At 54.3% G+C, this 21490-nt stretch carries 17 protein-coding genes; 13 read left to right on the top strand and 4 right to left on the bottom strand.

Annotation, left to right across the window (positions count from 1 at the left end; translation table 11 throughout):
• From ACO064_RS05135 to ACO064_RS05145, 3 genes are all read left to right on the top strand, one after another.
• Window positions 1-1017 carry a zinc-dependent alcohol dehydrogenase gene (locus ACO064_RS05135; protein WP_421826324.1) on the top strand — a complete coding sequence of 339 codons (1017 nt, stop codon included), beginning with the start codon at window positions 1-3 and terminating at the stop codon, window positions 1015-1017.
• 156 nt (window positions 1018-1173) lie between these two features.
• Window positions 1174-1968 carry a sialate O-acetylesterase gene (locus ACO064_RS05140; RefSeq protein ID WP_421826325.1) on the top strand — a complete coding sequence of 265 codons (795 nt, stop codon included), beginning with the start codon at window positions 1174-1176 and terminating at the stop codon, window positions 1966-1968.
• A gap of 65 nt (window positions 1969-2033) precedes the next feature.
• Window positions 2034-2855, top strand: a complete 822-nt coding sequence (locus ACO064_RS05145; RefSeq protein WP_421830993.1) for an alpha/beta hydrolase family esterase — start codon at window positions 2034-2036, stop codon at window positions 2853-2855.
• Between the two features lie 8 nt (window positions 2856-2863).
• Here ACO064_RS05145 and ACO064_RS05150 read toward each other — a convergent pair whose 3' ends face one another.
• Window positions 2864-3604 (bottom strand): IclR family transcriptional regulator, encoded by a 741-nt coding sequence (locus ACO064_RS05150; RefSeq protein WP_421826326.1) that lies wholly within the window; start codon window positions 3602-3604, stop codon window positions 2864-2866.
• A gap of 53 nt (window positions 3605-3657) precedes the next feature.
• On the opposite strand from ACO064_RS05150, the gene ACO064_RS05155 reads away from it, so the two are divergent.
• The 3 genes from ACO064_RS05155 to ACO064_RS05165 all read left to right on the top strand — a co-directional run bounded on the left by ACO064_RS05155 (window position 3658) and on the right by ACO064_RS05165 (window position 6794).
• On the top strand, window positions 3658-4665 hold the full coding sequence (locus ACO064_RS05155) for a bile acid:sodium symporter family protein (protein ID WP_421826327.1): 1008 nt from the start codon (window positions 3658-3660) through the stop codon (window positions 4663-4665).
• 84 nt (window positions 4666-4749) lie between these two features.
• On the top strand, window positions 4750-6024 hold the full coding sequence (locus ACO064_RS05160; protein ID WP_421826328.1) for an MFS transporter: 1275 nt from the start codon (window positions 4750-4752) through the stop codon (window positions 6022-6024).
• 95 nt (window positions 6025-6119) lie between these two features.
• Complete coding sequence (locus ACO064_RS05165; protein ID WP_421826329.1) at window positions 6120-6794, top strand: GNAT family N-acetyltransferase; 675 nt, start codon at window positions 6120-6122, stop codon at window positions 6792-6794.
• A 136-nt stretch (window positions 6795-6930) separates the two neighbouring features.
• On the opposite strand, the gene ACO064_RS05170 is transcribed toward ACO064_RS05165, so the two are convergent.
• Window positions 6931-7362 (bottom strand): hypothetical protein, encoded by a 432-nt coding sequence (locus ACO064_RS05170; protein ID WP_421826330.1) that lies wholly within the window; start codon window positions 7360-7362, stop codon window positions 6931-6933.
• A gap of 271 nt (window positions 7363-7633) precedes the next feature.
• Here ACO064_RS05170 and ACO064_RS05175 point away from each other — a divergent pair, with 271 nt between their 5' ends.
• A complete protein-coding gene (locus ACO064_RS05175; RefSeq protein WP_421826331.1) occupies window positions 7634-8671 on the top strand; it encodes an SDR family NAD(P)-dependent oxidoreductase in 1038 nt (345 codons plus the stop codon).
• A gap of 219 nt (window positions 8672-8890) precedes the next feature.
• Here ACO064_RS05175 and ACO064_RS05180 read toward each other — a convergent pair whose 3' ends face one another.
• Window positions 8891-9124, bottom strand: coding sequence for a hypothetical protein (locus ACO064_RS05180; RefSeq protein ID WP_421826332.1), 234 nt, complete (start codon window positions 9122-9124; stop codon window positions 8891-8893).
• A gap of 442 nt (window positions 9125-9566) precedes the next feature.
• On the opposite strand from ACO064_RS05180, the gene ACO064_RS05185 reads away from it, so the two are divergent.
• From ACO064_RS05185 to ACO064_RS05200, 4 genes are all read left to right on the top strand, one after another.
• Window positions 9567-10307: a response regulator gene (locus ACO064_RS05185; protein ID WP_421826333.1), complete on the top strand. Its 741-nt coding sequence runs from the start codon at window positions 9567-9569 to the stop codon at window positions 10305-10307.
• A gap of 30 nt (window positions 10308-10337) precedes the next feature.
• Window positions 10338-13772 carry a PAS domain S-box protein gene (locus tag ACO064_RS05190; RefSeq protein ID WP_421826334.1) on the top strand — a complete coding sequence of 1145 codons (3435 nt, stop codon included), beginning with the start codon at window positions 10338-10340 and terminating at the stop codon, window positions 13770-13772.
• 199 nt (window positions 13773-13971) lie between these two features.
• On the top strand, window positions 13972-15258 hold the full coding sequence (locus ACO064_RS05195) for an Hsp70 family protein (protein ID WP_421826335.1): 1287 nt from the start codon (window positions 13972-13974) through the stop codon (window positions 15256-15258).
• 154 nt (window positions 15259-15412) lie between these two features.
• A complete protein-coding gene (locus ACO064_RS05200) occupies window positions 15413-18055 on the top strand; it encodes a putative Ig domain-containing protein (RefSeq protein ID WP_421826336.1) in 2643 nt (880 codons plus the stop codon).
• Between the two features lie 43 nt (window positions 18056-18098).
• Here ACO064_RS05200 and ACO064_RS05205 read toward each other — a convergent pair whose 3' ends face one another.
• Window positions 18099-18482: a winged helix-turn-helix transcriptional regulator gene (locus ACO064_RS05205; protein ID WP_421826337.1), complete on the bottom strand. Its 384-nt coding sequence runs from the start codon at window positions 18480-18482 to the stop codon at window positions 18099-18101.
• Window positions 18483-18582: 100 nt separating this feature from the next.
• On the opposite strand from ACO064_RS05205, the gene ACO064_RS05210 reads away from it, so the two are divergent.
• Together ACO064_RS05210 and ACO064_RS05215 are read left to right on the top strand one after the other, a co-directional pair.
• Complete coding sequence (locus ACO064_RS05210) at window positions 18583-19476, top strand: NAD(P)H-binding protein (protein WP_421826338.1); 894 nt, start codon at window positions 18583-18585, stop codon at window positions 19474-19476.
• A 115-nt stretch (window positions 19477-19591) separates the two neighbouring features.
• The gene (locus ACO064_RS05215; RefSeq protein WP_421826339.1) at window positions 19592-21016 is read left to right on the top strand and encodes an arylsulfatase; all 1425 of its coding nucleotides are present in this window, start codon (window positions 19592-19594) and stop codon (window positions 21014-21016) included.
• Window positions 21017-21490: the final 474 nt, after the last annotated feature.

Here is a 21490-nt window from a genome sequence, read left to right on the forward strand (position 1 = left end):
ATGAAAGCACTCCATTTTACAGGAAACAAAACATTTGATTTACAGGAAGTTGACTATCAAGAGGTGTTACCCGGCGAGGTTCGTCTGAAAGTGGCCTACTGTGGCGTTTGCGGAACCGACGTGCATATTTACCACGGTGCAATGGCCCAGCGCCTTTCGCTGCCGCAGGTCATCGGTCACGAGGTATCGGGTGAAATCGACGCGGTGGGCGAAGGCGTTACCGGCTGGCAACCGGGCGACCGGGTGACGGTTCGCCCTCTCAAACCGGGGCCGGAAATGCCCGTCGATAACGGCGTTCGGCACATTGGACAGAACCTGAAATTCATCGGCATTGACACGCCAGGCGGGATGCAGCAATACTGGAACGTACCGGCCTATACGCTCCACCGGCTCCCTGACCAGTTGCCACTCACGATCGGTGCCCTGATTGAACCGCTGGCGGTGGCCTGCCACGATGTGCGGCTTGGCGACGTAAAACCGGGGGAAAACGTCGTCATCATCGGCGGTGGCCCCATCGGTATGCTGGTCGCGCTGGTCGCCCGGCAGAAAGGTGCCAACGTCCTGATTTCTGAGGTCAACCCGACGCGTCTGCAACTGGCCGAATCGCTGAAACTGGCGACGGTGAACCCCAAAGAAACTGATCTGGTGGCCCGCGTGGAGGAGTTTACGACTGGCGCAATGGCCGATGTCGTTTTCGAGGTGTCAGGCGTACAGGCGGGGGTGACGGCCATGACCGCGCTGGCGCGGGTGCGGGGCCGGATTGTGATGGTGGCCATTCACGCCGAACCCAAAGCCGTCGATCTGTTCCGGTTTTTCTGGCGCGAACTCAAGCTCATCGGTGCCCGGGTCTACGAACCCGAAGACTTCGAAGAAGCTATTGCATTGGCCGCCAGCGGGTTGCTGCCGCTCGACGCGCTCATTACGCAGGTTTCTCCCCTGGCCGACGCGCAGGCGGTTTTTGAAACGATCGACAACAATCCGGCCGGGATGAAATACCTGCTGCAATGTGACGTCTAGTTCTCTCTTAATCAACAAAAAAAGCTACCGGGTAAGGATCGTCGACCAGACGAATCCTTACCCTTTCTGTTGCGTCAGCCTGGAAACAAATAGGCGTTTTAAACGAAAAATACAGTATAACTGGCGCTCCTGTGAGTTTTATCCCAAATTAGCCCCATGAAAACACTCGTCAAAGCCGCGTTTTTCGCGCTGGTTCTTGGTATTGCCCTGGCGTTCAGGCAGGACGCTCCGCCCCGTTTGCAACTTTTCCTGCTCATCGGCCAGTCGAACATGGCGGGTCGGGGAGTTCCCGAAGCCGAAGACCAGCAACCCAATCCACGCATCTGGATGCTGACCAAAGAGCAAACCTGGGTTCCGGCCCGCGATCCGATGCACTTCGACAAACCAGCGGTGATCGGCGTTGGGCCGGGGTTGGCCTTTGCGAAACGGCTGGCCGAAACCGATCCCAACCTGAACATCGGGCTGGTTCCCTGCGCGGTGGGCGGTTCGGGTATCGACGCCTGGAAACCGGGAGCTTATTACGAACCGACGAAATCCTATCCGTACGACGATGCCATGCGCCGGGCTAAAAAAGCGCTTGAAAATGGTCAACTGGCCGGTATTCTGTGGCATCAGGGCGAGTCGGATTCCAAACCGGGCAACACGGCAGTTTATGGCGAAAAACTGGCGGAGCTGGTGCAACGGTTACGGAACGAACTGAACGCGCCGAAGGTACCGTTTGTGGTTGGAACGCTGGGCAATTTTGTCGTGAACCGAAATCCGAATGCCGGACTCATCAACGAGGCCTTGCAACGGGCCACCAAAACCATCCCCAATTCATACTTTGCCGTTGCCACCGGTTTGACGCACAAGGGCGATTCTACGCATTTCGACACGCCTTCGGCCCGAACGCTGGGTCGCCGGTATGCCGACGTTTTTATTCAGCATAAACTCCTGAAAACCAAACCATGAGTATCTTCTTTTCTTCTCCGGTGCAGCGATGGGTAGCCTTTCTCGTTCTCGTTTTAACGACTGGCATGGCCAAAAGCCAGCTCGTGAGTGACTCCGTGTCGATCGAAGGTCATTCCCGAACCTTCCACTTTCTAAAACCAGCCCGGTCGAATGCGACGCTGGTGTTTGTGCTGCACGGTTCGGGTGGAAACGGCCAGGGTGTTCGGAATGGCGCGAAGAAACTGGAAGAAATTGCGCCCGCTGAAAACATCCTGCTGGTGTATCCCGACGGGTATAAAAAATACTGGAACGAGTGCCGAAAAACCGCCCAATCGGCGGCTAATCAGGAGAATATCAACGACAATGCTTTTTTTGAGACGATGATCGGGTACTTCCGGAAAAACTACCAGATTGACCCCAAACGCGTTTTTGCGGTCGGCACGTCCGGCGGTGGACACATGGCCTACAAACTGGCGTTGACGATGCCCGAACAATTCCGGGCCATCACCGCCCTCATCGCCAACCTGCCCGACACGAACAACCTGGACTGCCCCGAAAAACGGATGGCGGTTCCGGTGCTGATTGTAAACGGAACGGCAGACCAAACGAATCCGTACGAAGGTGGGGAAGTCAAAACCAACGGCATCAGTCTGGGAATGGTGCGGTCGACGGACCGGACGTTTCATTACTGGTCGGAACTGGCCGGTTATGCCCGGAAACCGAAGAAAAGCCGTCTGCCCGATACCGACCCGACCGACGGGAAAACCATCGAGCAATATACCTACAAGCAGAAAGGAAAACCCGAAGTAACGCTGCTGAAAGTGCTGGGCGGTAAGCACGATTACCCCAACGACATCAATGTCTACCTGACAGCCTGGGCATTTTTCAAGCGGCAAATGGAACTGTAACAGCAGGTTCAACCCGCCAGTCGTTTGTTGATCTGCCCGGCGGCTTCCCGAACGGCGTTGATAATGACGGGGATGCGGTTGGGAGTGTAGCGGCTTTCGGGCAAAAACACGCTCAGACTGGCAACCACCTGCCCGCCTTTCCACAACGGAACGGCAATGCCCACAATGTGTTTGAGCGAACGCGTGATGACCATCTCTTCCCGGCGAATGGCGTCCAGAGCCGCCAGGAATTGCTCCCGGGTTTCGATGTTCGGCCAGATCGGTGGGGCTGGCAATCCAATGACTTCGATCAGGGCGTCGATTTCCTTCAGGGACAAAAATGCGACTAGCATGCGCCCGGTAGCGGTCGAGTAAATATCGGATTCGGTACGGCTCCGAACCTGCAAATCCTGGTCACTGTTGGCAATGTGGAGCAAAAACCGCTTGTTGTTGCGCAGAATTCCCAGCAGGGAGGTCTCGTTCAATTGGGCCGTCAACTCCTCCATGATATCTTTGGCCGCCAGCACCAGATGTTCGTTATACGCTACATTATCAGTCAGTTGATAAGCCATTGCGCCCAGCCGGTAGCCCTTTCTGCGGCCCACGTGATCTAAATATTTTTTATCGACCAAAGTCTTTACAATATTTGCACAGGTGGGCTGATTCAGGCCGACAGCCGCAGCCAGCTCCGTCAGCGTTGTGGGGTCATTCTCTTTCTTGGCCACATACTCTAAAATTTCTAACGCACGGACAACAACCTGAATCATCATGAGAGGGAATTTGGGGCCGTAATTTACGAATAATTCAACCATCCTAACGCGTTGTGAGAAACCGCTCCTTTTCATTTTCCACCCTTCGTTCGGTAGCCGCCCGGGCGGGTCTGGACTGGTTTTTACTGGCCCTGCTCAGCATGATCGGTCTGGCGTATCTGTGGCCCACACCCGGCATTCAGGAAGGGGCGTTTTCGCTGTCAAATCTGGCCAATCTGGGCGTTTCGGTCATTTTCTTTTTCTACGGCCTCCGGCTCAGTGGCGACAGACTTCGGGCGGGACTGAGCAACTGGCAACTCCACGCAACGATCCATCTGACCACGTTTGTGGTTTTTCCGCTGGTGGTCTGGGCGGCCATGCAGGTGTTTGGCACCGCCGAAACCCGCCTGCTGTGGCTCGGAGTGTTCTACGTAGCCGCCTTGCCCTCAACGGTTTCGTCGTCGGTGGTGATGGTTTCCCTGGCGGGCGGAAACATTCCGGCGGCCATTTTCAACGCCAGCATTTCCAGCCTGATCGGCGTCTTTCTGACGCCCTTGTGGATGGGCCTTTTCCTTTCGACCGGTTCGGGTGATTATGATCTGGCGAGTGTCATCGGCAAACTGGCGTTGCAGGTCATTGCGCCGGTTGTTCTCGGCATTCTGCTCAACCGCTGGCTGGGTGCCTGGGCCGAGCGGTATAAGAAAGCGTTGAGCACCTTCGATAAGATTGTCATCCTGGTGATCGTTTACACCTCATTTTGCGAATCCTTCGAGCGCCGGATGTTTCATAGCCTGACGGCTTCGGATTTGCTGATTCTGGGTACCTGCATGCTCGGATTATTTTTCCTGATCTACGGCCTGGTCAATGGCGTCAGCCGCCTGCTCGGTTTCAACCGCGCCGACCGGATCACGGCCTTGTTCTGTGGATCTAAAAAATCACTGGTTCAGGGCAGCGTGATGGTTACGGTTTTGTTTCCGGCCAACGTCGTCGGCATCGCCCTGCTGCCCATCATGATGTACCACGCCCTGCAACTCATTGCCGCCAGTGTGCTGGCCCAGGCCATGGCCCGGCGGGGTGCGTAATGGTTATTCCTCCAGGCAAAAAAACTTTTGCACTTTCTCCCCTACGCTCCCGCAACTTTGCAGAGCCCTTTTAGTTGTTAGGGAATGTCATCTTTTCCCTCACTGGCTGAAAGCGCCCGCTTACGGTATGCCACTTTCTTTTATTTGTATTTTATGCAGGGTATCCCCTCCGGATTTGCCCTTACGGCATTGGCTAATTACCTGGTTGGACGAGGATTGCCGGCGGCAGCCGTGGGCAGCTTTGTTTCCGTTGTGGGGCTGCCCTGGATTCTGCAACTGGTATGGGGGCCGCTCATCGACCGCTACCGCTATTCGGTGGTGGGGCATTACATACATTGGATCGTTCTTACCCAATGGGCGGCAGCGGGAGCGTCACTGGTGCTGGTACTGGTGCAAGATCCGGCGGTTCAGACAGGGTTGCTGGGGGCGCTTTTCTTTGCGCATTCGGTGGTGGCGTCTGTGCAGGACGCAAGTGTCGATGCTATGGCAATTCTGATAACGCCGGAACGCGAACGGGGACGCGTAAATGCCTTCATGCGGGGCGGTCTTCTGCTGGGCATTTCGTTCGGTGCGGCTGCCTTGTCAGTGGTGTTGCATCGCTACGGTTTTCGGGTGGCGGTGGGCGTGCAATCGGCTCTGCTGGTGATTTTTTCACTGCTGTTTTTTGTCACGAAATTACACCGCGCCGATCCGCTTTTGCCCCGGTTTGGTCAGCCAGCCACCAGCGGCTCCCGGGCTGAAGAGCCGAGCTTACGCAACTTGTTTGGTCAATTGGGAGCCGCCTTGATCAACCGACTGAGCCTGCGCATCTTCGGGGTCATCGGGCTATCGTACCTTAGCTTTGCGGTTTTTATCCGATCGCTGAATTTTTACCTGATCCGTACGCTTCATTGGAGTGATCAGGACCTTTCCGTACTTACCGGGGGTTGGGGAAGCCTGACAACCCTGGCAGTTGTTTTTGCCGGCGGTTATCTGGCCGACCGGCTGGGGCCTGGTCGGCTGCAAATCCGGGTGTTGCTGGTGCTGGCGATTTTTCTGATCGGATTCAATGTGCTGCTCTTTACGCTGACAAACCGAACGTTGATAACAGCCGGCCTTCTGTTTTGGGGCATTGCCGATCCGCTGTACAGCATTGCCGCTTTTCCCATTTTAATGACGCTATGCCGGAAAGAAATTGCCGGTTCGCAGTTCACCGCGTATATGGCACTGATCAACCTCTCGGACATTGGCGGAGCCTACGCCAGTGGCTGGTTGCTGGAAGTGGTGCCCGGACCGGTTTTGGGTCTGTCGGCGGGCTTGGTGCTGCTGATTTTGCTGGGATGGCTCGCACGGCGGCAGAACAAAGAAGCAGCGGTTTAGAACATGCCGGATGATAAGCCCTCTTTTCGCTGGCTAATCTGCACTTTCGTCCTTAACTTGAAACCGCATTAAAAACAGCACCCTTATACGCCCCAATGATGAGAGGAAGTCAACTGGATTTGTACCTGAGCCTGGGTTATTTTCGGATGCATCAGAAGCTGTTTACATGCCGGTATTTGCTTTCCTACGACTCTATTCTGCCTGTTCACTGGCTGCGGTTTACGCTGGCAAAGGTGAATTACGGGAGTAAACAACGCAGTTTGCTGCGACGCAACGAGAAATTCTCGCTAACCGTAAAGCCCTTTGTACTGACAGCCGAAGCCGAAGCACTTTTCAGCCTTTACCGGGCCACCGTCGACTTTGAAGCCCCGGAATCGGTCGAATTCTGGCTGTTTAACGAGGCCATCTACCCCTACAATGTGTTTGATACCTACGCCATCGAAGTTCGGGATGGCGAGCAGTTGATTGCGGTCGGCATTTTCGATAAGGGCGACCAAACCATTGCCGGGATCATGAATTTTTACCATCCCGACTACCGCAAATACAGCCTGGGAAAATACCTGATGCTGCAAAAAATCAACTACGCCCGGCAGCAGCACATGCAGTTTTATTACCCCGGCTACATTGTCAGCAATTATCCCAAGTTTGACTACAAATTGTTCCCCGGCGAAGCGGCCAGTGAGGTCTACGATGACAACAGCGGGGATTGGCTTCCGTTCTCCTGGGAAACCGTTCACGCCCTGGCGGCCGTGATTCTGGACGAACCGTAACCAGCCGTCCCCGGCAACAAAAAAAAGCGGATTGCTCCGCTTTTTCAGTCAAGAAATGGTGGGTATATAAACGCTGGAATTGATGGGAACGAGCTTGCAATTTACAGGACCCGTAAACCAAAAACCGTAAACCGATTTAGTACCGGCGACCGTAATAACCGCGGTCGTTCCGGCGGTATTGTTGTTGGTACGCAAATAATCTTTCGCGTTGGAACGGCGTCAACACCGCCATCATCTCCTGATTTTTCCGACGCAGCGTATATTGGTAGGCCTGTGGATCCCGGCGTCGGGAGGCTTCCATTTCGCGGTAATCATACCGGTCTTCGATGCGCTTCAACTCCCGTTCCTGACGACGCGACAGGCCGACAATGGCGTCCAGGCGGTCAATTTTAATATCTTCCTGAATATCGTCCCGACGCTGGTTGTCATAACGGCCGTTGCCGTAACGGTCGTTGTCGTAGCGCGGGTTGGGGGCCGGGTAGCGGTCGTTGTCGTATCCGCGTTGGGCCATGGCAGTTCCGGTGCTTAAAAAGGCTAAAGTGACGAGGGTGATGATGGTCGTTTTCATGGTTGGTCGTTTTTATTTGTTGTAATATGCCTCTTAGAGGGGCAACCCCACCCAACGTTTAATGCGGTTTTATTTATTTCTTTCCACCCCCGCCTTTTATCGACCAATGGCTGGTTTTTACCGATGAATTCTATTTTTTAACCGATTAATTTTATTTTCAACCCCACTACCACGGGTTTCTCGCTGTACACGTACGCCGGAATACCGCCGGGGCAACAACATTCCGTTCCGAAGCGGGTTGAATAAAGAAGGACTGAAAGACAAACGAACCATGAGATTATCCAACACGAATAGAATGGGACTGTGGGGATTGGCGGGCATTGGTGTCGCGGTGGCGGCCAAAACGCTGATCGACCAGTGGCGCAAGACCGACTTTCACGGCAAAACCGTCGTCATCACGGGCGGTTCGCGCGGGTTGGGTCTGGTGCTGGCGCGGGAATTTGCGCAGGAAGGCGCCAACCTGGCCATTTGCGCCCGCGACCCGGAAGAGCTGGAACGCGCCAAAGCCGACCTCGAACTGAACGGCGGCACGGTTTTTACCTACGCTTGTGACGTTACTGAGAAAGAGCAGGTTGTCGCTTTTATTCAGGCCGTTCAGCAGGAAGTTGGGCCGGTGGATGTACTGGTGAACAACGCCGGAACGATTCTGGTGACTCCCATCGAACACGCAACGGAAGCGGACTTTCGGGAAGTGATGGAGACCAATTTCTGGGCGGCTTTTCACACCATCAACGCGGTGTTGCCCCAGATGCGCGAACGCCGGTCGGCGGGGGGACGCATCATCAACATTGCGTCGTTCGGCGGAAAAGTGGCTTTCCCGCACCTGCTGCCCTATTCGACCAGTAAATTTGCATTGGTTGGCTATTCGGAAGGACTCCGGGCCGAACTGATCAAGGACGGTATTTATGTCACCACCGTTTGCCCCGGTTTGATGCGAACCGGAAGCCCGCGAAATGCCCTCTTCAAAGGCCAGAACGAAAAAGAATACGCCTGGTTCAAGATTGGCGACTCCCTGCCGGTTTTGTCGAAAAGTGCGGAAGAAAGCGCCCGGCAAATTCTGGAAGCCTGCCGGTATGGCCGCGCCGAACTGATCATTTCACTGCCCGCCAAAGTGGCAGCCGCCGTGCACGGATTGTTGCCGGGGCTGACGGCCGAAGTGCTGTCGGTCATCAATTTGCTGCTCCCCGCTCCCGGTGGCATTGGCGAACAACGGGCCAAAGGAAAAGACAGCGAATCATCCCTGAGCCGCTCGGTTTTCACGACCCCGACCGACGACGCTGCGGAAGCAAACAATCAATATACCTGGTAACTTCTTTCGGCCATGACTTCAGGAATGCTTTGTCTTTGTTCAACTTACCGATAAGTTGCTGACAAAAGCATTCCTGAAGTCGTGGCCGAAAAAGTCATGTTCTCCTGATGAGAACGCAGATGGAGCGGATTGAACTGATTAGCGCAGATTAAAATCCGTTTTTGATCCGTTCAATCCGCGTTCCTATCCAAAACTGGAAACCGCTTTGCAGCCAGTTTCTTATTTTTGCTTCGGATCTTTTTTCAGTTCCCGGTAATCCTGACGGGCCGAATCCAGTTCAGCCTGTTCTTCCTGAACATCGCTGCTGTCTCCTTCCTGCTGAGCCTCAATCACATCTTTGTATTCGTCACCGACTTTCTCGGCTTTATTTTCGGTTTTGGAGTCACACGCCAACTGCGTGGTGGCCGTGAGCAGGGCCAGCGAAAGCCCCCAGATCCATGATTTAGTTTTCATACGTTAAAGATTGTTCTTTCGAAAAGAACCGCTTGCGGGTTGGTTTGTTCGAAAAAATCCGCCGATGGTATCGCACCCTTGTCGCAGCGTTGTGATTTTCAGGCCATCGACCGGTTGGCTCGGCATCGAGTGATAACGATTGGTCTTTCATCGATTCAGGCAAAACCTGCGTAGGTAAAGCAAATGCGTTCGAAGGATACGGCTTAAAAAGCCATGTTACCATTTATCTTAAACAGACACAAAGATGCGGTTAAAAAGTTGGAGAAATGGTCCGAAAAACTTATCATTGAAACACTATTCTACGCTTTTTATCCAGAATTGATAAGCCAATCGTTTGATCGTCAAGCGAAATCCTGCCTTTTTTATCCCGGTATTGCCGCGGATGCAAACCTAAAAATTACGATTTCTCTGAGCCCTATTTTGAAATGTAACCCGTTTGAAAATGCCGATTCACGTATTGGTCATCGAAGATGAAGCACAAATCCGGAAAAATTTACAGGAAATGCTGGTCATGCGGGGCTATGAAGTGACTGCCGCTGCCAACGGCCAGGGAGGCATCGCCGAGGCCATTTTGCAGCCCCCGGATGTAATTCTGTGCGATATTATGATGCCAAAACTGGATGGCTATAAGGTGCTGGAATCGATCCGTACCAACCCGACCTTAGCCCATGTTCCGTTTATTTTCCTGACGGCAAAAGCCGATATGGCTGACCTGCGCCGGGGCATGACGCTGGGCGCGGATGACTACCTTGCCAAACCTTTTGGCATGAAAGAACTGGTGGCCGCCATCGAGAGCCGGCTCAAACGGCAGCAACAGAACCAAAAAGCTCCCCCGCCGACTCTATTTATGAAAACCATTCATGGGCACGATGAGCGGGGCCACATGGTGCTCCAAACGGAGGACTGTCTGTATTTTTTCATCCGGAACAAAAAGAATTTTGTACGACACCTGCTGGGCACGTTCCAAATTCATGTCCCTTTTGAGAAGCTAGCGATCGAACTGGACCCGAACCTTTTTTTCAGGGCCAATCGAAACAGCATTATTCATCGGAAAACCGTCCAGAAATACGCGTATTGGGAAAATGGTAAATACTGTCTGTTTTTGCAGATCGATGGCCAAAACCAGGAAGCCATTCTGCCCAGAGCGCGGTATAATTCGTTTAAAAAGTGGCTGGCCGAATAGCCTGCCCGCCCCTCCTAAACCCGGTCTGATGTGGAAAAGCTTTTACAATACTGGTTCAATCGTTCGCAGCAGGGCGTGGCTATTCTGGAGCCGATTCGCAACGAACAGCGAACCATCACTGATTTTCGTTGTCGCCTGGTCAATACCGCTTTCGCCCAGATAGCCAGGCTATCGGTCGAGGAAATAACCGGAAAAACCGTCAGCAGGTGCTGGCCAACGGCCGATGCCACCCGGCGGCTGGAGCGAATGGTATCGTTTCTGCAGTTGGGGCATCCTCAGCAACTCGATGAACACTATCAAAATACAAATCTGAACGTTTGGGTCCACATCACCCTCACGCCCATTGAAGACCAGTTTCTCGCTGAAGTTCAAGATATTACGGAACAAAAAACCGCCGAGTTGGAGCTCCAGCGACGGCTGTCTATGGAATCCATCATTTCGGCTATTTCGAGTCAGTTCATCACCCTCGACGGTTTTGAACTCGATGCCTGCATCACCGACGCGCTGGAACAGATCAGTCGATTTAACGGGGCCGACCGGGCCGCAATTTTCCGGTATTCAGACGATCAGCAGCGGGGGAGTTGTTCGCACGAATGGTGTGGTCCGGGCATTACGTCCAGCAGCCACCGATTTCAAAATTTGCCGCGAGCCGTTTTCGCATGGCTCTACGACCGGTTGGAAAACCGGCACGTAATCCAGTTGACCACCGACAAACTGCCTCCCGAGGCAGCAGAAGAAAAAGCCATTTTCGATTCCGTTGCCATTCGGTCGATGATTGCAGTCCCCTTGGTTCTGGATGATAAAACACAGGGTTTCATTGGTTTTTACGCCATTGATCAACCCAAAGCCTGGGACGAAAACGACATCCATTTGCTCCAGACTTTCAGTACCCTCGTCGTAAATGCCCAGCACCGTCAGCACCAGGAGTCGGCCATTCGCCGGGCGAATCAGCGGCTGCAGGGCCTTCATACGATCGACCAGGCGCTTCTGAGCCACCAACCGATCGAACAGTCACCCCTGCTGAACGCTCTGCATCACATCAACGCACTCGTCCCCTGTGAACGGCTAACCATTTTTCGTTTCCATGAAACCTCGGGCCTGGCCGTAGCCGAATACCGGCTGGCCGAGGGCGTGCTGGAAGTAAACCCTGGTCTGGCTTTTTCAAGCCATTTTATCATGGATATGCTCCGGCAGTCGAGCCACGTTCAGTATCTTCCCAATCTGCAACCTGACGATGACGGCTTTCCGCCGGGACTTGACCTGTACGAACGGGGTTTCCGCTCGCTGGTAATCCTTCCGCTCTACCGCCGTCAGGTATGCATCGGCGCGTTCACCCTCGTATCGACGGTTCCTCATTTTTTCACGGAAGAACACCTGCAGATTGCCCAGGAAGTAGCGAGCCAGTTGGCATTTGTGTTGAATCAGCAACTGGCTGATACAGAACTGAAAAAACAGAACGAACACCTCGAACAGCGGGTGGAAGAACGTACCCGGGAAATCGGGCAGTTGTCGGCCCTGCACCAGGCGGTGCTCCAACACGCCGGTCAGGCCATCGTCTCGACCGACATCAGCGGGGTTGTTCAGACGGCGAACCAGGCAGCCGAAAAATTACTGGGCTATCAAAACTATGAACTCATTGGCCGGGTTCCGAAGATCTACCCCGGCCCGCCCGACAATCCCCTCCCCTTTATTACCTACGAGTTGAAAGACGCGGACAGTACCCCGGCCGATCTCTTTCAGGTGGCGCTAAAGAACAAGGACTATTCCTACCAGGAATGCATTGCCGTCGGAAAAGATGGCCGACAGGTACCGGTTCTGCTCGTCACCACTACTTTAAAAGAGCAGGATGGTACGGTAGTGGGCTACGTGGGCATCTGCACCGACATTTCAGCGCTAAAAGCCGCCGAAACCCAGTTACGAAGCCTCAACCAACGGCTCCAGTTGGCGACGCAGGCCGCAGGCCAGGGAATCTGGGAGGACGATCTGGTTAATAACCGCCTGATCTGGGATGATCACCTCTGGACGATTTTTGGAATGAAACCAGGCCGGACCGACTGGACTTTTCAGAAATTCATTCAGATGGTTCATCCGGACGATCTGCCTGCTTTTCTGGAAGGAACCCGGCACGGAAAACACCAGAATACCCGGGACGATCGTTTTTCGAACGTTTGCCGGATTATAAAACCGGATGGGACCATCATGTATCTGGAACAGGACGGGCTGGTGGTCCGGGATCACCAGGGCCATCCGGTCCGGGCCATCGGCATCGCCTGGGATGTTACGGAGCGAAAACTGGCCGAAGAAGCCCTTCGGGAAAGTGAACAGCGGTTTCGGGAAATTGCCGAAAATGTCGACGAAGTTTTCTGGATTCATTCCGTCGAACCGTTCCAATTGCTGTACATCAATCCGGCGTATGAACGTGTATTTGGCAGTTCATCGCCCCACACCGCTTCGTTTCTGAATACCATTCTGGAAGAAGACCGGGGGCTGGTCAAAGCCGAATTTAAAAAATACCGGCAGGGCCAGGAAGTAACGCTCCAGTGTCGGGTGCTGGATACCCACCAGGAAATCCGCTGGCTTCACGTTCGGACCTTCGTTATGAAAGACAACCGGGGCATTCCGGTACGCTACATTGGCATCGTCAATGACATCTCCAGCCAGAAAGAAAAAGAGATCGTGCTGCTGAAATCCCTGGAACGGGAGCAGGAACTGAATCAACTCAAATCGCAGTTTGTCAGCACGGCCTCGCATGAATTTCGAACGCCCCTGACGACCATTCAATCCAGCGTCGATCTGGTTCGGCTTTACCTGGACAGTCCGGCAACCACCGCTCAACCCACCATCCGGAAGTATTTGAGGGTGATCGAAAAAGAGGTCGAACGTGTGAGTGAACTGCTCAGCGATCTGCTGACCATCGGTACCATCGAGGCTGGAAAAGTCAGTTTCAAGCCCCGGTGGGTCGATGTCACCGCGGTTTGTATGGACATCATTGCCACCCATTTTCGGCAGCGAAGCGATGAGCGGGCCGTCCAGGTGCTGATCGAGGGAACCCCTTATCCGGCGTATCTGGACGAAAAACTGATGAACCATGTGATTGTCAATCTGCTGTCGAATGCCTTTAAATTTTCCAAAGACGATCCGCAACTGCGCATTCAATTCAGAAAAGACAGCCTGATTTTGCAGGTAATCGACCGCGGCATCGGCATACCGGCCAAAGATCTGTCGATGCTTTTCCAGGGCTTCTTCCGGGCCAGCAACACCGCCGGCATTCAGGGAACCGGTCTGGGCCTGGTCATCACCCGCCAGTTTGTGGAAATACACGGGGGACATCTGGACATTCAGAGCGAGGAAAACAAGGGAACAAGCGTTACGGTCACCCTGACAAAGGCGCTGAGTGACCTCTCGGCGTCGGCCAGTCTCCCGAAAGTCGCAGAAGCGGCTTCGATCAGCGACTCAGCCTTTTAACTGTAGATTTCCATCCCTTCCTTTCCGGGGCGCACGACATAAACCCGCTCCATAAAATTCATCGTTTGCGGAAGTTTTCAAAAGTTTACTCGTACCTTTGCGCCCCTTTATCCAATCACAGCCGTGCTTTCCTGCTTCGGTCAGGCTTTTTCCTGACGGTGACAGGCTTTTGCACGCTACATTTTGAGCTAAAACCGGGATGACAACACTCTCTTGCGGAATCGACTTTGGTACGTCTAACTCCAGCATTGCCCTTGCCAACGACGGCGAAATCAGCCTTGTACCGGTTGAACAGACGCACGTAACCATTCCGAGTGCGATCTTCTTCCAACGCGCCGACAACAAGGCGTTTTATGGCCGAACCGCCGTCAACCTGTTTTTCGACCGCCAGCAGGGCCGCTTCATGCGGAGTCTGAAGCGGGTTTTGGGAACACCCCTGATGAAACACGGCACCGTAGTGAACGGCACCACCATGAATTTTTCCAGCATCATCGCATCTTTTCTGAAAAAGATGAAGGAAAAAGCGGATGCCGTGGCGGGTCAGGAAATTGAAAATGTGGTGATGGGCCGACCCGTTCATTTCGTCGATCATTCGCCCGAATCGGATGCCCAGGCACAGGCCGAACTGAGAGAAATTGCGTTGCGGATTGGCTTCAAAACCGTCGAATTCCAGTTTGAACCCATCGCAGCGGCCTTTGCCCATGAAGCCCGGCTGACCGGCGAAAAGCTGGCGATTGTGGCCGATCTGGGCGGTGGAACTTCCGATTTTACCGTGATCCGGTTATCCGGTCAGTCCGTCCGGAAAACGGATCGGTCGTCGGACATTTTAGCCAATACCGGGGTGCGGGTCGGGGGCAACGACTTCGACAAAGACCTCAGCCTGGCTGCCATCATGCCCGAACTGGGCTACCGGAGCCGGTATGGCGATAAACAACTGGAAGTTCCGCTAAAACCGTTTCACGATCTGGCCGAATGGAGCAAGGTCAACTTTCTTTACACCCCCAAACTCATCATGCAAACCCGGCAGTTGCTGTTCCAGTCGCACGACAAAAAACGGTATAAGCGCCTGCTGAGTGTTCTCGAAAACGAAACCGGTCACGCCGTTCTGGCGGCTACCGAAGGTGCTAAAATTGCCCTGACGGACCAGGATGCGCACGACACGCCCTTCGATTTTGTGGAAACCGACTTTGTGATTCCGATCCAGCGGACGCTGTTTGAAACGGCCATTTTCGGCGAAGTTGAAAAAATTGTGGTTTCGGCCAGGGAATGTTTGCAGAACGCCGGGGTGCGGCAACAGGACATCGACCTGGTTATTCTGACCGGCGGCTCCACCGAAGTACCGCTGATTCAGGCCGAATTCAAGCGGCTTTTTCCGAACGCAGCCATCGCCGACGAAAACAAGCTCTCCAGCGTTGGCCTGGGGCTGGCCTACGACAGCCAGAGCAAATTCGGACGGAATTCGGCCCGCCCGATCGCATCGGTCTAACCCGCTGAGTTACGTTAAACCGGAGTAGACATTCCCTTTGAACAAGCCCCGGTTTTTATCGAACGGTCAATAGTAGCACCTACATTATCAGGTATTTATCAAAAAAAGGTGGAATTTTAAGGTGTATATCCTCACCCGTTCAACCTTCGCTTTGATGAAAACTTTGCTACGCATTTTCCGACCGAATCAGGGTCAATGGCTGCTGCAGGTTTGCCTGTTCCTGACCAGCCTGACGGTTTACAGCCAGGAGATTTATTACGTTACGCCGGGCGGTGGAGCCGTTACCAAAGACGGTTCTTCATGGGCCAACGCCTTCGACGGCACCCAACTCCAGACCGCCATCGAAGCCGCCAGCACTTATTCACAGTCCAACGGCAATGTGGACGTTCAGGTCTGGGTGGCCGCCGGTCTCTATAAACCTACCGGCTCTGCCGACCGCACCATCAGTTTTTCCATGCGAAACCACGTCGCGGTGTATGGCGGTTTTGAGGGCGACGAAACGCTGTTGAGCGAACGCCTTCCCCTCAGTTTGTCCACCCCTTCCAGCACCACCCTCAGCGGTGAAATCGGGGGTGCCGGTAACACCGACAATTCCTACCACGTCGTCAGCAATCTGTCCGGATCGCTAACCACCAGCGCCGTACTCGACGGTTTTGTGATTACAGCAGGCAATGCCGATCATGCCGTCGAGGACGTTCATAGGGGTGGCGGAGGAATGACCAATCTCAACGACAGTCCCACGGTTCGTCACTGTTTCTTTGTTGAAAATACCGCCAAATCGGGCGGAGCGGTGCACAATCTGGCCAATTCGGGCGGCATCTGCAGTCCGGAATTCATCGACTGCCATTTTATGAGCAATATGGCAGGCATCTCGGACGGGCCGGGTGGGGCGATGTATAACTATGCCGACCTGGGCAGTCAATGCCGTCCCAAGCTGACCCACTGCAGTTTTACCCTGAATACCGCCGGAAACGGTGGGAGCCTTTTTAATGGAACCAACGCCGGAGGCACCTGTAGCCCGGTGATCACCCGGTGTCAATTTACCAGCAACACCTCCACCGGTAACAGTGGTGTACTGGCCAACGATGGCGGCAGCCCGACCGTAACGAATTGCAGCTTTGCTGACAATTCGGCATCACGCGGAGGCATATCCGTGAATTATTCGATTCAGCTTTTCACCAATTGTAGCTTTTCGGGCAACTCGGCAACCCTGGGCGGAGGAATCGCGTACCAAACCGGCGGTGGTACCACCTTTAAAAACTGCATCATCTGGAACAATGGAAATTCTCAAACCTTCTTTAATTCAAACGGTTCCACCATCACCGGTACCTACAGCCTGTTCGATACGGAAGTAACGGGTTACGGCGGAGCCAACAACCTGACCACCGCAGTCCTGCCTTTCGTCAGCGAAACCGACCTGCAACTCGCGCCCGGCTCGCCCGCCATCAACGCCGGAGATCCCACCAGCACCACCACAACCAGTGGCACCACGGACCTGGCTGGCAACGCCCGTTTCTTCAACGACGGCCGCATCGACATCGGCGCTTTTGAATTTCAGGGAGAATTGCCGACGCCGGTGAGCGGCAGTTTCGACGGTTATATTTACGGAGCCGATTGCGAGAGCTTCCGGGGCTGGGCCTGGAATCGTGACAAGATCAATACCGTCGTTTCTGTCGACATCCTGGATGGTGATGCCGTGATTGCCACACTGCCCGCAGGCGATTTTCGTCCGGATCTGCTCGACGCGGGCAAAGGCAATGGCCAGCACGCTTTTCGGTATGTCCTCCCCGAATCGCTCAAAGACAACCTGCCCCACCTCCTGTCGGCCCGGGTGACGGGCAGCGGTTTTATCCTCAAAAATTCGCCCAAGGCACTCATCTGCCAGAACAGTACGGAGCCAGTGGGCAACCAGCCCCCCGTCCCTCCCTCGCCCACGGCGCTGATTACACCCCTGACGGCGCAGGTGGATGTGCCCTTCTCGGCCACCCTGGTCGCCTTCACCGACCCCGAAGGCAGCACCCTGACGTATGCCCTTAGCGGTTTACCGGCGGGTCTGAGCCTGGGTTCGGCAAACCGGGTCATCAGCGGAACACCCACCGAACCGGGGAGTTTCCTGCTGACGTATTCGGCTACGGATGAGCCCGGTTCAACCAACAGCGTGAGCTTTGTTTTAACCGTCAACCCCGCGTCAACCACCACCGTCACCGGTAGTTTCGACGGCTACCTGGACAAAGTCGAATGCGGTACGATCCGGGGCTGGGTGTGGGATCGCAATAAACCCAACACGCCGGTGACGGTGGAATTCTACACCGACGACGCAGTTTGGGGCAGCACCGTCGCCAACATCTACCGGGATGATTTGAAGAATGCCGGGAAAGGCAACGGGGCGCATGCCTACCGGTTTGAGGTTCCGGTCGTGCTGAAAGGAACCGGCCCGCATCTGATCTCGGCGCGGGTACAGGGCAGCACGTTTGTCTTGAAAGACTCTGGTAAACTCCTGAACTGCCCCCTGCCCGTCCGGAAAGGTGACGAACAAACCGAAAAGCTGGACATGATGGTTTTAGGCAATCCGGTTTCCGGCCCGACGCTCGGGGTGGAAGTCCGTGGGGCAGAGGGACGCCCCCTGCGGTTGCAACTGACGGATGCGAACGGGCGGATGGTGGCCGATTGGGCGGTAGAAGCAGCCGCTAACGTCGAACAAAAAACGATGTTCCTCGGTCATCAACCTGCCGGACTGCTGTTTCTGCGGGCCACCAGCGGGTCACGAACGGCAACGCTGAAAGTACTCAAACCGTAGATTGATCCGGTCGGGGCGGTTTTCGTGTGGGTCGAAAACCGCCTTAGTGCAATCCCAGCGTCTTTGCATACGCTTTCCCCCAGTCCACCATCGACTGCAAAACCGGCAGGGTGGCTTTTCCCTGTTCCGTCAGGCTATATTCGACCCGGGGCGGAATTTCGGCGTAGATTTTCCGGTTCAGGATTCCGTTTCGCTCCAGATCCCGCAGTTCCTGCGTCAGCATTTTCTTGCTGATACCGGGCATGGCGCGCTGCATTTCGCCGAATCGGTTGATCCCCCTCGACACATTGTAAATAATAACCGGTTTCCATTTTCCGCCAATAATCAGGCTGGTGAGCGTCACCGGACACTTCGTCAACCCATAAGCCGCTAAATCTTCCGAACTATTTCCTTTTTCAAGTACTTCATTATCAATTATGGTCTCCATATAGACACTAAGAAACATTAAAGTGATTACTTGACAAATATAAACCATTGGCTCTAGCTTTGGCAAGATATATTTCTAAAAAGTAATCAACTGAAGTGCTATGTACGTCATCACAGGAGCCAGCGGCAATACGGGCACGCCCATCGCCCGGCAACTTCTAAAAGCCGGAAAACCGGTCAAAGTCATCGGTCGTTCAGCCGAACATTTGAAAGAACTCATCGACAGCGGTGCCCAGGCGGCCATCGGAAGTCTGGAAGACCCGGATTTTTTGATCGAAGCTTTTCGGGGCGCTACGGCGGTTTACGCCATGATTCCCCCCAATTTTACAACGCCCGATTTTACGGCGTATCAAAAACGGGTCGCCGACGCCCTGACAGCCGCCATTCGGGCCAATCACGTTCCCTACGTGGTCAGTTTAAGCAGTTTCGGGGCGCATTTGCCTGACCAGAATGGCGTCATTCAGGGCATGACCTATCTGGAAAACCAGCTCAATGCGGTGGAAGAGCTGCGGGTCGTTCATCTGCGGGCGGGTTTCTTTTTCCAGAACCTCTTCAGCAGCATCGGTTTACTGAAAGCAACGGGTTTGCTGGCGGGCTTTCCCATCGTAGGCAATCAACCACTGGCGCTGGTTCACACCGACGACATTGCCGCCGTTGCCGCTCACCAGTTGCTGGCGTTGGATTTTGAAGGAAAAACCGTCCGGTTTGTTGCCGGACCGCGTGACCTTACCTTCGATGAAGTGGCGCAGATTGTGGGGCAGGCCCTGGGAAAACCGGATTTGGCCTGGACCGCTTTCCCGTACGATCAGGCGCGGGCGGGTATGATTCAGTCGGGTCTGACCCCCAGTCTGGCCGATAACTACGTGGAGTTCTGCCAGCGCGTCAACGATGGCGGCCTGATGGGCGATTTTGAACGCAACGCCGACAACACCACGCCGACGACGCTCGAAGATTTTGCCCGCAACGAACTGACACCCGCCTACCAGGCGAACTAAGTTGAAGCGAAAAATCCTGCTCACGATCCGGCATTTTGTGCGCAATGAGCCGGATCGTGAGTAGGATTTACGTCGAATCGATTTTAGGAAGAAGAAGCCGACTAACCGTTCGATCATGCGTACCCTGCTTGTTGCCTTTTTTCTGCTGTTCTCTCTGCCTGCTTTTGTCACGGCCCAAACCCGTCCCAACATCATTTTCATTCTGGCCGATGACCTGGGCTACGGCGACCTGGGCATCAACGGTCAGAAGCTGATCAAAACCCCGAACATCGACCGGCTGGCGGCCGAAGGGGTGCGGTTTACGCAGTTTTACGCGGGAACATCGGTCTGCGCGCCCTCCCGTTCGTCGCTCATGTCGGGCCACCACACCGGGCATACCTACATCCGGGGCAACAAAGGCGTCGACCCCGAGGGACAGCAACCCCTGGCCGATTCGGTGGTGACGATGGCGGAAATTCTGAAGAAAGCGGGCTACACGACGGCGGCTTTTGGCAAATGGGGCCTGGGACCGGTCGGTTCTGAGGGCGATCCCAACCAACAGGGCTTCGACCGCTTCTACGGTTACAACTGCCAGAGTCTGGCGCACCGCTATTACCCGAATCACCTTTGGGACAACGGCCAGAAAATCGTTCTGGCTGAAAATGAAAACCTGTTAAAAACCAGCCAGTATGGCCCTGATCTGATTCAGCAACAGGCCCTGGGTTTCGTCAAAAACAACGACCCGAAAAAACCATTTTTCCTTTTCCTGCCGTATACCCTCCCCCACGCCGAACTGCTGGTTCCCAACGACAGCATCTTCCAATACTATAAAGGAAAATTTGCCGAAAAACCGTACAAAGGTGCCGATTATGGCCCCAATGCCAACGTCGGCGGCTATACCTCGCAGGAATATCCCCGGGCTACGTTCGCAGCGATGGTCACCCGGCTCGATCTGTACGTTGGTCAGCTTCTGGCGACCTTGAAAGAAAAAGGACTGGATCAGAACACGCTCATTATTTTTTCCAGCGACAACGGCCCGCACCGCGAAGGGGGTGCCGACCCGGTTTTCTTCAACAGCGGGGGCGGTTTTCGCGGTTTCAAACGCGACCTCTACGAAGGCGGCATCCGGGAGCCAATGATTGCCCGCTGGCCCGGCACCATCAAGCCCGGCACCCAAAATGAGCACGTGGGAGCCTTCTGGGATCTGCTGCCCACCTTTGCCGAACTGGCCGGAACGAAAGCCCCCGCAGGCATCGACGGGATTTCGTTTGTACCTGCTTTGACGGGGAAAGGGAGTCAGAAAAAACACGCCTTTCTCTACTGGGAATTTCACGAACAGGGGGGCAAACAGGCCGTTCGGCAGGGCAACTGGAAAGCCGTCCGGTTGAATGCCGCCGGGAACACCGCCCAACCCGTCGAACTCTACGACCTGGCAAAAGACCCGGCTGAAACCACCAACCTGGCGGCCAAACACCCTGCGAAAGCCACCGAATTAGGGCGATTGATGACGGAATCCCATACGCCCTCGGCTTTATTCCCGTTCGGGAATGCAGGGCGGTAACCCGATTCTAGAGAATTTAACATCCGATTTCCATCTATTTACATTTTTAGGACTTTCGCTTTCTGCCGATTGATTTAAACAAATTAACCGCCGGATTCATAGTTGGCTTATCAGCCCACTGCTTTAGCTGTGGGTATAGCGAAAAGTTCCACCTACTACCAAAACCGTTTCAACGGTTTCATCGTCCGGCAAACCGTTAAAACGGTTCCGTCATGATTTGGTTTCTTTGCAATTTACCCACAGCTAAAGCAGTGGGCTGATAAGCCAACTATGAATCCGGCGTTAAGTATAAATCAATCAGGGAACGGGGCAGAAAGTGAAACAGAATTATCAGACGTAAGGTCTAATTCTATATCCCTTCCCTGGAAACCAGAGCCGTTTCCGGGACTCCGAACGCGTCAATCGTAACAATTCCATAAAACAGCGGTAATCCTCAACTCATGTGTAAACGCTTCTTTTGCGGTGAATTTACCA

Origin of the sequence: Larkinella sp. (assembly GCF_965227735.1) — a bacterium.
Classification (GTDB): domain Bacteria; phylum Bacteroidota; class Bacteroidia; order Cytophagales; family Spirosomataceae; genus Larkinella.

Bases quoted from the DNA above. Each gene is read 5' to 3' on its own strand.
- ACO064_RS05175 (WP_421826331.1), top strand. From the start codon at position 7,634: ATGAGATTATCCAACACGAATAGAATGGGACTGTGGGGATTGGCGGGC.
- ACO064_RS05165 (WP_421826329.1), top strand. From the start codon at position 6,120: ATGATGAGAGGAAGTCAACTGGATTTGTACCTGAGCCTGGGTTATTTT.
- ACO064_RS05180 (WP_421826332.1), bottom strand. From the start codon at position 9,124: ATGAAAACTAAATCATGGATCTGGGGGCTTTCGCTGGCCCTGCTCACG.
- ACO064_RS05215 (WP_421826339.1), top strand. From the start codon at position 19,592: ATGCGTACCCTGCTTGTTGCCTTTTTTCTGCTGTTCTCTCTGCCTGCT.
- ACO064_RS05205 (WP_421826337.1), bottom strand. From the start codon at position 18,482: ATGGAGACCATAATTGATAATGAAGTACTTGAAAAAGGAAATAGTTCG.
- ACO064_RS05150 (WP_421826326.1), bottom strand. From the start codon at position 3,604: ATGATGATTCAGGTTGTTGTCCGTGCGTTAGAAATTTTAGAGTATGTG.
- ACO064_RS05145 (WP_421830993.1), top strand. From the start codon at position 2,034: ATGGCCAAAAGCCAGCTCGTGAGTGACTCCGTGTCGATCGAAGGTCAT.
- ACO064_RS05185 (WP_421826333.1), top strand. From the start codon at position 9,567: ATGCCGATTCACGTATTGGTCATCGAAGATGAAGCACAAATCCGGAAA.
- ACO064_RS05135 (WP_421826324.1), top strand. From the start codon at position 1: ATGAAAGCACTCCATTTTACAGGAAACAAAACATTTGATTTACAGGAA.
- ACO064_RS05200 (WP_421826336.1), top strand. From the start codon at position 15,413: ATGAAAACTTTGCTACGCATTTTCCGACCGAATCAGGGTCAATGGCTG.
- ACO064_RS05195 (WP_421826335.1), top strand. From the start codon at position 13,972: ATGACAACACTCTCTTGCGGAATCGACTTTGGTACGTCTAACTCCAGC.
- ACO064_RS05140 (WP_421826325.1), top strand. From the start codon at position 1,174: ATGAAAACACTCGTCAAAGCCGCGTTTTTCGCGCTGGTTCTTGGTATT.
- ACO064_RS05160 (WP_421826328.1), top strand. From the start codon at position 4,750: ATGTCATCTTTTCCCTCACTGGCTGAAAGCGCCCGCTTACGGTATGCC.
- ACO064_RS05210 (WP_421826338.1), top strand. From the start codon at position 18,583: ATGTACGTCATCACAGGAGCCAGCGGCAATACGGGCACGCCCATCGCC.
- ACO064_RS05170 (WP_421826330.1), bottom strand. From the start codon at position 7,362: ATGAAAACGACCATCATCACCCTCGTCACTTTAGCCTTTTTAAGCACC.